Here is a 13,777-nt window from a genome sequence, read left to right as displayed (position 1 = left end):
GTCGGGAGCCGACTGGGCTAGAGCGGCAGGGTGGGAGGCATGGCTCCTTCCAGCTCGAGCAGCCGGCGCTTCGTCTCCAGACCACAGCCCGGGTCGCCGCCGGAGTAGCCACCGAGTCCGTCGTGGGCCACCACCCGGTGGCACGGGATGATCAACGGCAGCGGGTTCGCGCCCATGATCGACCCGATGGCCCGGGCCGGCACTCCCGATCCGCTGCGGGCGGCCAGCTCACCGTAGCTGATGGTCTGGCCGTAGCCGACCGTCGCCACCAGCGTCAGCAGCACCGTCCGCGTACTGCCCACCAGACCAACCAGGTCCATCGGCAGTTCGAACACCTGTCGCTCGCCCGCGAAGTACTCGCGGAGCTGCCGCAACGCCGCCCCCAGCGTCGGGTCCCGACCTGACGTCGCCGCATCGCCCGCCTTAAGCTGCCAGCCGACCCGCCGGACACCAGCCGGGCCCGCAATCACCCGGACCGTCCCGACCGGGCTCTCCAACTGGTCGGAGAACAGCTCACTGGACATGATCCCAACCTACGTGCCGGGACTGACACCTGTGCAGCGCCGATCGCGGGGCTGACCCGACGCTCAGCCTGACAGTGTGCTTACGCTGATAGGGCGCTGGGCAGCCGGTGCTCGAAGTCCAGGATGGCCACCCAGTCCGGAACGATCCGGATCCGGGCCATCGGCTGACCGCGCAGCTGGTCGGCCCAGGCCCTCCCCTGCTCCGCCCCGAAGTATCGCTCCGCCGCCGCTGCATACTCCGAGGACAGATCGTCCAGCATCTCGACGGTTGCCCTGCCGCGCAACGACAGAACGTGGTACGGGTACGAGTTACTGTCGATGGTGACGGCCACCTCGGGACGGGCGGCCAGCGCCTTGAGCTTCGGTGCCCGTGGCGGGGTGCCGAGGACTATCGCCGTACCGTCCCAGTGGAACCAGACCGGCACGACTCGAGGCGTGCCGTCCAGCCAGGTGTAGGCCAGCCGGGCCGGTACCGCCGCGGTCAGCATCTCCTGGGCCACCGGATCGTTGAGAAGGGAGACGTCCCCCTGCGCTGTGCTCATGTCGTGCTCCTTCGCCGCTGCCTCACCGTCGACGTTACGCGCCTCGGTAGGGCCGTGGAAGGGGTCACGCCGCCCGGATCCGGCGCCCTCAGCGACTCGGCTCGACCACCAGTCCGGCGTCTGCGACACCGATCGCTCCGGACAGGATCTCCTCGGCGTAGTGGCAGGCCACCCGTCTGCCCGGAGCGAGCTCGACCAGCTCCCGAAGAACGGGTTCCTCGGTGTCGCACCGGGTCTCCTGGCGGAACGGGCAGCGGGTGTGGAAGCGGCAGCCACTGGGCGGGTTGGCCGGGCTGGGCAGGTCGCCACGCAGCAGGATCCGCTCGCGTTGGTCCTCCACCACCGGGTCCGGGATGGGGATCGCCGACATCAGCGCGATCGTGTACGGGTGCAGCGGCCGGGCGTAGAGGTCGTCGCTGGCCGCCTCCTCCACCAGCCGGCCGAGGTACATCACACCGATGGTGTCGCTGATGTGCCGCACCACGGCAAGATCATGAGCGATGACGATGTAGGTCAGGCCGAGCAGATCCTGCAGATGCTCGAGGAGGTTGATCACCTGAGCCTGCACCGAGACGTCCAGCGCGCTGACCGGCTCGTCGGCGATGACCAGATCCGGGTTCAAGATCATCGCGCGGGCGATGCCGACCCGCTGCCGCTGACCACCGGAGAACTCATGCGGATACTTGGCCAGCGCGGCCCGCGGCAGCCCCACCACCTCAAGCATCGACGCCACCTTGGCCAGGTGGCTGGAGGGGCTGTCGGCACCGAACTCCGCCTTGTCCGCCTCCGACAGACCGTGCGTCTTCAGCGGTTCCATCAACAGACTCTGAATGCTCATCCTCGGGTCCAGGCTGGCCAACGGATCCTGGAACACCATCTGCATTCGGCGTCGGGTCAGCCGCAGCTGCTCCCGGCCCAGCCCGTTGATGTTCTGGCCGTCGAAGATCACCGTGCCACCAGTGGGCTCCTCCAGTCGCAGCACGGCCCGGCCGAAGGTCGACTTGCCACAGCCCGACTCCCCCACCAGGCCGTAGGTCTCCCCACGCCTGACCTGCAGGTCGACCCCATCCACGGCGCGCACATGGCCGATGGTCCGGTCGAAGACCAGCCCCTTCTTGATCGGGAAGTGCACCTGAAGGCCGCTGACTGCAAGTAGGACCCCGGCGTCGGTCATCTGCCCGGGATCGGGGACCTTCTCACTCATCGCAGCTCCCTGGGCTCGGATGCCTCATCGGTCGGATTCTCGGCGGCCGGATGGATACACCGGACCTGGTGCCCGCTGCGACCCATCTGGACGAGCTCCAGCCCGCCGACGATGCAGTCCTCCTGCACGTGTGCGCATCGCGGCGCGAAGGCGCAGGCCCGCGACCAGGCAACGGTGTCCCTCGGCGTCCCGGGAATCGGGTGCAGCGGCTCGCCCCTGGGCGCGTCCAGCCGTGGGATGGAGTTCAGCAGCCCCTCGGTGTAGCGGTGGCGGGGATGTTCGAAGAGCTCCCGTCGCCCGGCTGACTCGACGATCCGCCCGGCGTACATGACGTTGACGGAGTCGCACAGACCGGCCACCACACCGAGGTCGTGGGTGATCATGATCATCGCCGTGCCCGACTCGGTGACCAGCTCCTTGAGCAGCTCGAGCACCTGGGCCTGGATGGTCACGTCCAGCGCGGTGGTCGGCTCGTCGCAGATCAGCAGGGCCGGCTTGCAGGCCAGGGCGATGGCGATCAGTGCCCGTTGCCGCATGCCGCCGGAGAGCTGATGCGGATATTCACGCAACCGCCGGGCCGGGTCGGGGATGCCGCAACGACGCAGCAGATCCTCCGCCTCGGTCCGGGCATCGGCTCGGGAGATGTCCTGGTGTCGACGCAGCACCTCGGTCACCTGCAGCCCGATCGGGATGACCGGGTTGAGCGAGCTCATCGGATCCTGGAACACCATCGCGAGGTCACGCCCCCGCAGAGCCGACATCTGGTTGGCGTTCAACGCCAGCAGGTCCCGACCACGGTAGAGAACCTCGCCGCTGACCCTGCTGGTCCGCTCCGGCAACAGTCCCATCACCGCCATCGCCGTGACCGACTTGCCACTTCCAGACTCACCGACGACACCGACGACCTCCCCCGGCCTGACGGTGAACGACACCCCGTCCACCGCGGTCGTCGGCACCGTACCGCGCCGCTGGAACTGGACCTGCAGGTCCCTGATCTCCAGCAGCACCTCGTCGCGGTTGACGGGCTCCCGGGCCCCACGCCTGGTCACGCGGGTCGTGGTCGAGCTCATGGTCATCGCCTCGACTTCGGATCGAGTGCTTCGCGCAGCGCCTCACCGAGGAGGGTGAAGCCGAGCGCCGTGACGGCGATGCAGGCGCCGGGCAGCAGAGTCAGATGCGGGTCACTCTGCAGCCGGTCCTGGGCCTTGACCAGCATCCGCCCCCATTCGGCCACGGTCGGATCCGGTGCACCGAGGCCGAGATAGGACAGTGCGGCCACCTCGATGATGGCTGTGGCCAGGGTGAGGGTGGCCTGCACGATCACCGGGCCGAGGGAGTTGGGCAGCACATGGCTCATCACGATGGTCCGCCTCCGCAGCCCCAAGGAGCTGGAGGCCAGCACGTAGTCCTGACCGCGCTGAGACAGCATCGAGCCCCGCAGCAGCCTGGCGAAGATGGGGACCTGGGCGACGGCGATGGCGATCATGATCGCGCTCGGCCGACGGCCCATCACCGCAGCGACACTGACCGCCAGCAGCAGGGCGGGGATGGACAACATGATGTCGACCAGCCGCATCACCAGGGTGTCGGTCCAACCGCCGAAGGCACCGGCGATACTGCCGATCACGAACCCGCCGAGCAGACCCAGCGCGGTGGACACCACCCCGATGATCAAGGACTGGCGGGCACCGAAGATGAGCTGGGTGTACAGGTCCGAGCCGAACGGGTCCAGCCCGAGCAGATGACCCGGCGAGGCCCCGGGCACGTCGGTCGGGGTGACCTGGCCGATCCAGGCGCTGTTGGCCGGGTCGTAGGGGGCGATCAGCGGAGCGAAGACCGCGACCACGACGAAGGCCAGCACGATGATCGCACCGAGGATGGCCGAGGGGTTGCGCCGCAGCCGCTCGAACGCACCCTGCCAGAGGCTGGTGCCCCGCTCGTCGCTGACGCCGTCACCCATGATCGCGGACAGCGATGCCGGGCGTCCGGTTGCAGAAGGGTCGGTGACGGTCATGCGGTACGCAACCTCGGGTCGATGAGTCCGTACAACAGGTCGACGGCCAGGTTCACCAGGGCGTAGACCACCGCGATGAACAGGATGAAGCCCTGCAGGACGGCGAAGTCCAGACTGCTGATGGCGGTGAACAGATAGCTGCCGATGCCGTTGATCGCGAACACCGACTCGGTCAGCACCGCACCGGCGAGCAGCGCACCCGCCTGGAGGCCGATCACTGTGGTGACCGGCAGCATGGCGTTGCGCAGCACGTGCCGCCGGGTGATCACCCGGCGGGCCAGTCCCTTGGCGTTGGCAGTGCGGACGTAGTCCTCGTTCAGCACGTCGATGACCGACGCCCGGGTCATCCGGACGATGATCGCGAGCGGGATCGACCCGAGCGCGATGGCTGGCAGGATGAGGTGCAGGACGGCGTCCCAGGCAGCGTCCCACTCACGGGTGATGAGGCCATCGAGCACGTAGAAGTTGGTGATGTGGGTCGCGTCGATCCGCGCGTTCTGCCGGCCGGAGGAGGGCAGGAAGGCCAGGTCCGACAGCGGAAAGCCGAAGACGCTGCCGGGCAGACCGACCGCGAAGACCACCTTCAGCAGGTAGGCCAGCACGAAGACCGGGATCACCACACCGAGCAGCGAGCCGCCCACCGTGATCGTGTCCAGCAGGCCGCCGGCCCGTTTGGCGGCGAAGTAGCCGAGCGGGATACCGACGGCGATGGCGAAGATGAGCGCAGCGACCGCGAGCTCGATGGTCGCCGGGAACCGCTCGAGGAAGGTGCCGAGCACCGGTTCGCCGGTTCGCGGCGAGACCCCGAAGTCGCCCGACAGCAGCGCCTTGGTGTAGATGAAGTACTGCTGCCACAGCGGCTTGTTGAAGCCGTACACCTCGTTCAGCCGGGCGATTGAGTCCGGCGTGGCCTTCTCCCCCAGCAGCGCGCGCGCCGGGTCGCCGGGGAGCGCCCGGAGCCACATGAACAGCAGAATGCTCAGGCCGAACAACACCGGCACCATCAGCAGCAGTCGCCTGACGGCGAATCTCAACATCGGTGGCCCTCTCGTCCGCGCGGGCTGGCTTCAGACCCGGCGAGGGACGGCTCGGTCAGAGCCGTCCCTGCCATGGCCTGTGGGTTGATCAGGTGCTGACGGCAGCTCACCGATCAACGGTGATGTTGCTCCACACCTCATCCTGGACCGGGCTGGCGACGTAGCCCTTGACGCCCTTGCCAAAGGCGAGCGACGGCGCCGGGTGGGCGATCGGGACGCCGGGAGCGTAGTCCGCGATCTCCTTGTTGATCTGCTTGTACAGCGGGGTCTGCTCTTCACGCGTGGGCAGCTCGCGGGCCTTCTTCAGGTCGGCGAACAGCTTCGGGTTGTCGAAGCCCCACTCGTTGGACTTGGCACCGAAGAAGACGCCGATGAAGTTGTCCGGGTCGTTGTAGTCGCCGGTCCAGCCGAGCAGGTGGATGTCCCGCTTGGTGGTTCCCTCCGGGGACTGAGCCAGGTCGAGGTAGTCCGGGCTCCACTTGGCGGCCACCGGGGTGATCTTGATGCCGACCGCCTCCAGCTGGGACTTGATGGCGACGAAGGTGTCCTCCGGCGTCGGCATGTAGGGCCGGGAGACACCGGTCGGGTAGGCGAACCGCAGGGTCAGGTTCTCCGCTCCGGCCTCCTTGAGCAGCTTCTTGGCCTTGGTCGGGTTGTAGGCGTAGTCGGTCACGCCTTCCTCGTAGCCTTCAACCATCGACGGCATGAACTCCTTGGCCGGTGCGGACCCTTCGGGCAGCGACTGCTTGACCACGGCAGCCTTGTCGATCGCATAGCTGATCGCCTGCCGGACCTTGAGGTTCTTCAGCGCCTTGTTCTTCTGGTTGAACCCGAGGTAGAGGATGTTGAACGCTGGCCGGTTCTCGATCTGGAAGCCCTTGTCCTTCAGCGCCTGGACATCGGCGGGAGCCACCAGGTCGTAGCCGTCGATGTTGCCCGCCTCCAGCTCCTGGGTGCGAGCCTTCGGATCACTGATGGTGCGGATGATGACCTTGCTGACCTTCGCCTTGTCACCCCAGTAGTCGTCGTTGCGGGTCAACGTCACCTGCTGGTCACGCTCCCACTTGTCGAACTTGAACGGGCCGGTCCCGGTCGGGTGCGCAGTCGCATAGGCGGAGAACCGGGGATCGGTCTCGGTGCCCTTGGTGTCGTCGGCGTTGTACTTCTTCAGCGCCGTCGGGCTCTGCATCGAGAACGCTGGCAGCGTCATCGCCTGCACGAAGCCGGCGAACGGCGTGTTGAGCTTGATGGTCGCCTGCGTCGCGCTCTTGGCCTCGCAGCTGTCGTAGATGCCCTTGGTCTTGCTGTCCTTGAAGCCCTTGAACAGCTTGCCGTAGTAGTAGGTGATGTTCTCGTTCTGGTTCAGGCCGGTCCAGTTGTACCACCGGTCGAAGTTGGCGCAGACGGCTTCGGCGTTGAAGTCGGTGCCGTCGTGGAACTTGACGCCCTCCTGCAGCGTGAAGGTGTAGCTCTTGCCGTCCGGGGTGTTGGTCCACGACTTGGCCAGCAGCGGCTCGAGGTCGACGGTTCCGGGCTTGGTGCTGACCAGCCCCTCGAAGATCTGACGCGAGACCCGGAACGTCTCGCCGTCGCTGGCCATCGCCGGATCCAGCATGACCGGGTCGGACGAGGCCGCGAAGACGAAGTCTCCGCCGCTGGTGCTGGCGGTGCCGCTGCCCGTGTCGCGCTGGCTCTTGGCGCAGGCGCCGAGCGTGCCCAGCACCGCCAGCGACGCGACGAGCGCCACCCCTTTACCGAATGATTTGTTGAACCGCATTGGAGTCACCTCTTTTTGTGCGGACCGGTGGGTCCGGCTCGAAAAGTCCTGACCTGGACGGGTGATGTCCCGCTAAGTCTGGGCAGACATTACTCCACTGACTCCACCGCGTCACAGACCGGTGCGGACCCTGGAGCATCTTGTTGTCAAGGTGCAACCTCGGCGCAACACGACCGACCCCTCGGCTGCTGTCAGGCCGACGCGGTGGGCCGCGGACCCGGGTGGGTGACCAGCACGATGAGGGCATCGCGGTGCACCACCGTACGGTCATAGCCGGCGCCCAGCTCGGCCGCCAGGTCGCGGGTCTGCCGACCGATCAGGTCGGGCAGCTCGTCGGCGTCGTAGTTCACCAGGCCGCGCGCCACCACCGTACCGTCGGGGGCGACCAGGTCGACCGGCTCACCGGAGGCGAACGACCCCTTGACCGAGGTAATGCCCGCCGGCAGCAGCGAGGCCTTGCGCTGCACCACCGCCCGCACGGCTCCGTCGTCCAGCCACAGCTCACCGTGCCCGTCGGTCGCGTGCGCGAGCCACAGCAACCGGGTCGGACGCCGCTTGCCGGTCGGGTGGAAGCAGGTGCCGACCGGTTCCCCGGCCAGAGCCCGGGCCGCCCGGTCGGCCAGCGTCAGCACCACCGGAATGCCGGCAGAGGTGGCGATCCGGGCCGCGTCGATCTTGGTGGTCATGCCTCCGGTGCCGACGTCGGAGCCCCGGGCGGAGGTGTCGATAGTGGCCAGGTCGGCGTCGGAGCGTACGTCGGCAACCCGGCGTGCACCAGGCTTGCTCGGGTTGGACGTGTAGAGCGAGTCCACGTCGCTCAGCAGCACCAGCGCGTCGGCATGCACCAGGTGGGCCACCAGGGCGGCCAGCCGGTCGTTGTCGCCGAACCGAATCTCGTGGGTGGCGACAGTGTCATTCTCGTTGACGACCGGCACCACACCGAGCTCGAGCAGCTTGCCGAGGGTACGGTAGGCGTTGCGGTAGTGGCTGCGCCGGGTCACGTCGTCCACGGTGAGCAGCACCTGACCGACGCCGAGGCCGCGGCGACCGAAGAACTGGGTGTAGTAGCCCATCAGCAGGCCCTGGCCGACGGACGCGGCGGCCTGCTGGGTGGCGAGGTCACGCGGCCTGGTCTTCAGGGCCAGCGGCGACAGCCCGGCGGCGATCGCTCCCGAGGAGACCAGCACCACCTCCCGGCCGCCGTTGCGCACCTGCGCCAACGTGTCGACCAGCTTCTCGATCCGTTCCGGGTCGATCCCACCCTTGGGCGTGGTCAGTGACGATGAGCCGACCTTGACGACCACCCGGTGCGCCTCGGCGATATTGGTGCGCAGCTGGGCCGCTGCACGGGTGGCAGCCCGGTCAGCCGCGGCGTCCGGTGGCATTCTCGTCATCGGTCTCGTCCTCGAACTCCGGCTCGGCGAAGCCGTCGCCCAGCGGGCCGGCCTCCCGGGCGGCTCGGTAGGCCTCATCCTTGACCCGCCGACGCTGCGCCGCCGGTCGGTCGGCCTCGAACCGCTGATCCTCACCGCGTCGGCTGAGGATCTCGGCGCCGACGTCGATCTGCGGAGCGAAGTCGAACACCACTGCATCCTCGCCCCCGATGGCGACCCCGTCGCCGGCCCGCGCGCCCAGCTCCAGCAACCGGTCCTCGATGCCGATCCGGTTGAGGCGGTCGGCCAGATAGCCGACCGCCTCGGCGTTGTTGAAGTCCGTCTGCCGCACCCAGCGTTCGGGCTTGTCGCCACGCACGCGCCAGAGCTCACCCTCGCGGGCGATCTGAAACTCGTCCTTGCCACCGGCGACGCCCGCCGGGCGGAGAACGATCCGGGCCGGTGCCGGTGGCGGCAGGGCGGCCCGCCGCTCGGCCACCACCTCGGCGAGGGCGAAGCTGAGCTGTTGCAGCCCCTCACCGTTCTTGGTCGAGATCTTGAACACCCGCAGGCCGCGCGCCTCGATGTCCGCGGCGACGATGTCAGCCAGGTCGCGGGCGTCAGGGATGTCGATCTTGTTCAGCACCACCAGCCGGGGCCGGTCCTCGAGTCCGCCGTGGGCGGAGAGCTCGGCCTCGATCACGTCCAGGTCCGACAGCGGGTCCCGGCCTGGCTCGAAGGTGGCGCAGTCGAGGACGTGCACCAGCGCCGCGCACCGCTCGATGTGGCGGAGGAAGTCGTGGCCCAGCCCGCGGCCTTCGCTGGCACCCTCGATCAGCCCGGGCACATCCGCAACGGTGTACGTCACGTCGCCGGCGACGACGACGCCCAGGTTCGGCACCAGGGTCGTGAACGGATAGTCGGCGATCTTCGGCCGGGCGCGGGAGATGGCTGCGACCAGGGAGGACTTGCCGGCGCTCGGGAAACCGACCAGGCCGACGTCGGCGACGACCTTGAGCTCGAGGGTGATGGTGCGGGTCTCACCCTCCTCGCCCAGCAGAGCGAAGCCGGGCGCCTTGCGGCTGGCGGAGGCGAGCGCGGCGTTGCCGAGTCCACCTCTACCGCCCTGGGCGACGATCAGCTCGGCGCCGACCCCCGTCAGGTCGGCCAGCTGCTCGCCGGTGTCCGCGTCGGAGACGACGGTGCCGTCAGGTACGGCCAGGATGACGTCCTCGCCCCGGGCACCATTGGAGTTGTCCCCCTTGCCGGGGACCCCGCTCGGCGCCCTGCGGTGGGACTGGCGGTGATAGTCCACCAGGGTGGTCAAGTCCGGGTCGACGCGCAGGATGACCGACCCCCCGTCACCGCCGTTGCCCCCGTCCGGACCGCCCAGCGGCTTGAACTTCTCCCGCCGCACGGACGCGCAACCGTGGCCTCCGTTGCCGCCGTAGACGTGCAGGGTCACCCGGTCGACGAAACTGGGAATCGCCATCGGACGCTCCTAACGTACGTACTGCTGCGGGTCGGCTACGGGACTTGCGTTCAGTTTCCCAAGTCAACTAGGGAAACTGTCACTCAGCCAGGCAAATTTGCCTGGCTGAGTGACGGTTTCCCAGGTTGACTTGGGAAACCGACCACGGGGTAACCGACAAAAAAGGGGGGCCGCACCCGCCAGGGGAGGCGGGACGGGAAATGAGAAAGGGCGGCCCCGGACATCTGGGCCGCCCTGCTCGGAAAGACTGTCTTACTCAGCCGAGACAGCAGCCTCGACCGGGGTGATGTTGACGACGCGACGTCCACGCTTCGACCCGAACTCCACGTGGCCCTCGCGCAGGGCGAAGAGGGTGTCGTCGCCGCCACGGCCAACTCCGTCGCCGGGGTGGAAGTGGGTGCCGCGCTGCCGGACGATGATCTCGCCGGCATTGACCAGCTGGCCGCCGAACCGCTTGACGCCGAGGCGCTGCGCGTTGGAGTCACGACCGTTCCGCGTCGAGGACGCGCCCTTTTTGTGTGCCATGTCGTTCCCTCAGCTCTCGATCCCGGTGACCTTGACCTGGGTGTACCGCTGACGGTGCCCCTGGCGCTTGCGATAGCCGGTCTTGTTCTTGTACTTCAGAATGTGGATCTTCGGACCCTTGCTCGCCCCGACCACCTCGGCCGTGACACTCGCCGAGCCGAGTCCGGACTTGTCGGACGTGACGGTCTCGCCGTCAACAACCAGCACGGGCTGAAGATTCACCTGCGCACCAACAGCAGGGTCATCAACCTTGTCGACCTCGATGACGTCGCCGACAGCGACCTTGTGCTGGCGGCCGCCACTACGCACGATCGCGTACACGCCTGACCTACTCTCTTATCAGTTTCGTCTGGTTGGGCATGCGGTCCGAATCCCCCTAGAAGATCTGCAGACGTGCACACCGGAAGTACGCCTCGACCGATCAAACAAGAACAGTCCGCGCACCGAGGGTCAAGACTACGCACCCGCATGAGCGGGGTCAAACCGGAGCGCCGCTCCCCGCTTCGCCTGCGGGCAGGGCTCGGCGCCGATAACAGGCATTGCCCCGCGCTTCTCGGGGGGTAAGCGCGGGGCAATGCGAGCATGACTCTAGGCACTTAACTACCCAATGTCCAATCCCGGCGACACCGGGTGACACACTGTGTCGCCAGCCGGTCCCGGCCAACCGCGGGAGGCCACCCACTAGCCTGTCAGCGTGCTCCCACGGATCGCCGCCACGGCCTACCTGACGCCGTTGCGAGAGGGCGGTTCGCTGCCCGGACTGATGGAGGCGGACGACTCCGGGACGTACGTGGTCAAGTTCACCGGCGCCGGGCAGGGGCCCAAGGCCCTGGTTGCAGAGATCATCGTTGCCGAGCTGGCGCGCGCCCTCGAGATCCGAACGCCCGACCTCGCCCTGATCGATGTGGACGCCGAGATCGGACGCCGGGAGCCGGATGAGGAGGTGCAGGAGCTGGTCACCTCCAGTGCCGGCCTCAACCTGGCCATCGACTTCCTGCCGGGTTCGGTCGGCTACGACCGAGGCTTCGCCGTCGCCCGGGAGGAGGCGGCCAAGGTCGTCTGGCTGGACGCCTTCGTCGCCAACGTCGATCGGAGCATCCGCAACACCAACCTGCTGATCTGGCACCGCAACCTGTGGGTGATCGACCACGGTGCCTGCCTGCGGTTCCATCATGCGTGGAGCAGCCGGGACAGCTTCGCCCGCTCGACCTACAACTATGCCGATCATGTGCTCAGCCCGCTGGCCGATCCCCGACAGGTTCATGATCAACTCGCGCAGCGGGTCAGCGCGGAGGCGATCGCAGCGGCCACGGCACAGGTCCCGGACGCGTGGCTGGCTCCGGACCCGGACCGGCCCGACCCACGCGCCCCGGTCGACGCCGACGCCGCCCGCGCGGCCTACTGCGACTACCTCCTGGCTCGCCTCGACGCCGCCGAGGAGTGGCTGCCGTGAACGATCCGAAGCCCTTTCAGTACGCCGTTCTGCGGGCCGTGCCACGGGTCGAGCGCGGTGAGTATGTCAATGTCGGGGTGATCATCTACTGCCAGGCCGACGAGTTCCTGGCCGCCGCCCTGGACATCAACGAACGGCGGCTGCTGGCCTTGGCGCCGGACGCCGACCTGGACGCGATCCGCACCTCCGCAGAGTCGGTCGTCCGCGGATGCCACGAGCCTGTCGGCAGCGCTCGCGAGAACACCGGTTTGGCCACCCGGTTCGGCATCCTGACGGCCCCGCGGAGCACGGTCGTCCAGCCCTCCCCCGTGCACGCCGGGGTCACCCGCGACCCGGAGCGCACCCTGGCCGAGCTGCTCACCCGGCTCGTCCACTAGCTCTCCCGGCCGGCCTCGTCGTCAGGCTCATCAGCAGCAGCGAGCAGCTCGGCCCGGTGCGCCAGAGTGGTCCGTTCCCGACCATGGCTGTGTCCGAGCTCGATCTCGGCGGCGTCGATCCGGCGCCAGGCGGGCATGCCGAGAGGGTGGATGCCTCGGCTGGCCAGCAGAGCGTCCAGCTCGTCGATCCGGTGCCGTGGCACCACGTCGCCGTCGTGCACATCCGCCAGCAGTGAGGTCACCGTCTCGACGGCATCGGACTTGTTGGTGCCGATCACCCCGGTCGGGCCACGCTTGATCCATCCGGTCACGTACTCGTCGTCGGAGAAGGCTCCGTCACGGATCACGCGACCCTCGGAGTGCGGCACCCGACCGGTCGACTCGTCGAAGGGCACCCCAGGCATTTCGATCCCCTTGTATCCAACGGATCGGACCACCAGCTGCGCCTCGATCGTCTCGCCCGGCCCAGCCCCGTCGACGAAACCGTCGGCGTTCAGTCGGGTGCGTTCGGTCTCGACCGCACGGACCCTCCCCTCTCCCAGCAGCCGGATCGGCCTGGTCCAGAACCGGAAGTGGATCCGCCTGCTCGCCCCGCTCGGCTGCCGCGTCGCCCATTCCCTCATCACCGCCACGTTGCGCGCCGCCACCTTGTCCTGACCGACCACGGCCTGGCTCGACTCGTCCAGCTCGAGGTCACGCTCGTCGATGATCACGTCTACGCCGGGCAGCTGTCCGATCTCGCGCAGCTCCTTGGTGGTGAACGAGGTGTAGGCCGGTCCACGACGACCCAGCAGGTACACATCGGTCACGGTCTTTCCGGCCAGCGAGGCCAGCACGTCGTCGGCCATGTCGGTCTCGGCCAGCTCGTCCGCCGACTTGATCAGCACCCTGGCCACGTCCAACGCTACATTGCCGACGCCGACGACCACCGCCTGACGGGTGGTGGCGACCAGCTGCGCCGCCCGTTCGGCCTCAAGCTCCAGCTCATCGGGGGCCGTCCGTCGCGCCGTCCGATCGGTGTCCGGATGCACGTCGGGGTGACCGCAGTACCAGGCGACGAACTCGGGCGCCGCGATGCTGCCGACCAGGTCCTCGCCCTCGATCCCCAACCGCCGGTCCGAACCGGCACCGAAGGCGTAGATCACCGCGTCGACGGTGGATCGCAGCTCGTCGACGGTGACGTCCCTGCCGATCGTGACGTCACCATAGAAACGGACCCCGGCCTTGCTCAGGGTGCGTTCCAGGGTGTTGCGGATCGAGCGGATCGAGTGGTGGTCGGGTGCGACCCCATACCTGACCAGACCGAACGGCACCGGCAGCCGATCGAGGACGGCCACCTGCACGGGCACCTCACTCTGCTGGCTGAGCGCCTCGGCTGCATAGATCCCGGAGGGGCCGGCCCCGATGATCGCGACGACAAGTGGCTGGTTCTCAGCGGGCATGCCTCAGTATTGCCGAT

At 68.1% G+C, this 13,777-nt stretch carries 14 protein-coding genes; 2 read left to right on the top strand and 12 right to left on the bottom strand.

Going from position 1 to position 13,777, the window contains the following annotated elements; all coding sequences use genetic code 11:
* Positions 1-17 precede the first annotated feature (17 nt).
* From JOE57_RS14510 to rplU, 11 genes are all read right to left on the bottom strand, one after another.
* Positions 18-524 carry a methylated-DNA--[protein]-cysteine S-methyltransferase gene (locus JOE57_RS14510; RefSeq protein ID WP_204919051.1) on the bottom strand — a complete coding sequence of 169 codons (507 nt, stop codon included), beginning with the start codon at positions 522-524 and terminating at the stop codon, positions 18-20.
* An 80-nt stretch (positions 525-604) separates the two neighbouring features.
* Positions 605-1,066 (bottom strand): pyridoxamine 5'-phosphate oxidase family protein, encoded by a 462-nt coding sequence (locus tag JOE57_RS14505; protein WP_204919048.1) that lies wholly within the window; start codon positions 1,064-1,066, stop codon positions 605-607.
* A gap of 88 nt (positions 1,067-1,154) precedes the next feature.
* The gene (locus JOE57_RS14500) at positions 1,155-2,270 is read right to left on the bottom strand and encodes an ABC transporter ATP-binding protein (protein ID WP_239578956.1); all 1,116 of its coding nucleotides are present in this window, start codon (positions 2,268-2,270) and stop codon (positions 1,155-1,157) included.
* The gene (locus JOE57_RS14495) at positions 2,267-3,340 is read right to left on the bottom strand and encodes an ABC transporter ATP-binding protein (protein ID WP_204919046.1); all 1,074 of its coding nucleotides are present in this window, start codon (positions 3,338-3,340) and stop codon (positions 2,267-2,269) included. Before JOE57_RS14495 ends, JOE57_RS14500 begins: the two co-directional genes overlap by 4 nt.
* A gap of 2 nt (positions 3,341-3,342) precedes the next feature.
* Positions 3,343-4,284, bottom strand: coding sequence for an ABC transporter permease (locus JOE57_RS14490; protein WP_239578955.1), 942 nt, complete (start codon positions 4,282-4,284; stop codon positions 3,343-3,345).
* A complete protein-coding gene (locus tag JOE57_RS14485) occupies positions 4,281-5,321 on the bottom strand; it encodes an ABC transporter permease (RefSeq protein WP_204919044.1) in 1,041 nt (346 codons plus the stop codon). The genes JOE57_RS14490 and JOE57_RS14485 overlap by 4 nt, the downstream gene beginning before the upstream one ends.
* A gap of 106 nt (positions 5,322-5,427) precedes the next feature.
* Complete coding sequence (locus JOE57_RS14480) at positions 5,428-7,098, bottom strand: ABC transporter substrate-binding protein (protein ID WP_204919042.1); 1,671 nt, start codon at positions 7,096-7,098, stop codon at positions 5,428-5,430.
* Between the two features lie 191 nt (positions 7,099-7,289).
* A complete protein-coding gene (gene proB / locus JOE57_RS14475; protein ID WP_204920475.1) occupies positions 7,290-8,483 on the bottom strand; it encodes a glutamate 5-kinase in 1,194 nt (397 codons plus the stop codon).
* Positions 8,461-9,963: a GTPase ObgE gene (obgE, locus tag JOE57_RS14470; protein ID WP_204919040.1), complete on the bottom strand. Its 1,503-nt coding sequence runs from the start codon at positions 9,961-9,963 to the stop codon at positions 8,461-8,463. The genes proB and obgE overlap by 23 nt, the downstream gene beginning before the upstream one ends.
* Before the next feature lie 252 nt (positions 9,964-10,215).
* Positions 10,216-10,488 (bottom strand): 50S ribosomal protein L27, encoded by a 273-nt coding sequence (gene rpmA / locus JOE57_RS14465; RefSeq protein WP_204919038.1) that lies wholly within the window; start codon positions 10,486-10,488, stop codon positions 10,216-10,218.
* 9 nt (positions 10,489-10,497) lie between these two features.
* Positions 10,498-10,809 (bottom strand): 50S ribosomal protein L21, encoded by a 312-nt coding sequence (gene rplU, locus JOE57_RS14460; protein WP_204919037.1) that lies wholly within the window; start codon positions 10,807-10,809, stop codon positions 10,498-10,500.
* 373 nt (positions 10,810-11,182) lie between these two features.
* On the opposite strand from rplU, the gene JOE57_RS14455 reads away from it, so the two are divergent.
* Both JOE57_RS14455 and JOE57_RS14450 read left to right on the top strand, forming a co-directional pair.
* Positions 11,183-11,941: a HipA family kinase gene (locus JOE57_RS14455; RefSeq protein ID WP_204919035.1), complete on the top strand. Its 759-nt coding sequence runs from the start codon at positions 11,183-11,185 to the stop codon at positions 11,939-11,941.
* Positions 11,938-12,318 (top strand): DUF3037 domain-containing protein, encoded by a 381-nt coding sequence (locus JOE57_RS14450; RefSeq protein WP_204919033.1) that lies wholly within the window; start codon positions 11,938-11,940, stop codon positions 12,316-12,318. Before JOE57_RS14455 ends, JOE57_RS14450 begins: the two co-directional genes overlap by 4 nt.
* Here the strand turns inward: JOE57_RS14450 and JOE57_RS14445 are convergent.
* A complete protein-coding gene (locus JOE57_RS14445; protein WP_204919031.1) occupies positions 12,315-13,760 on the bottom strand; it encodes an FAD-dependent oxidoreductase in 1,446 nt (481 codons plus the stop codon). The two genes, JOE57_RS14450 and JOE57_RS14445, sit on opposite strands and share 4 nt — an antisense overlap.
* Positions 13,761-13,777 lie beyond the last annotated feature (17 nt).

The sequence above is a fragment of the Microlunatus panaciterrae genome, assembly GCF_016907535.1.
Classification (GTDB): Bacteria; Actinomycetota; Actinomycetes; order Propionibacteriales; family Propionibacteriaceae; genus Microlunatus; species Microlunatus panaciterrae.
Note: the sequence above shows the minus strand (reverse complement) of the source record. Positions and strands in the feature narration are given on the sequence as shown.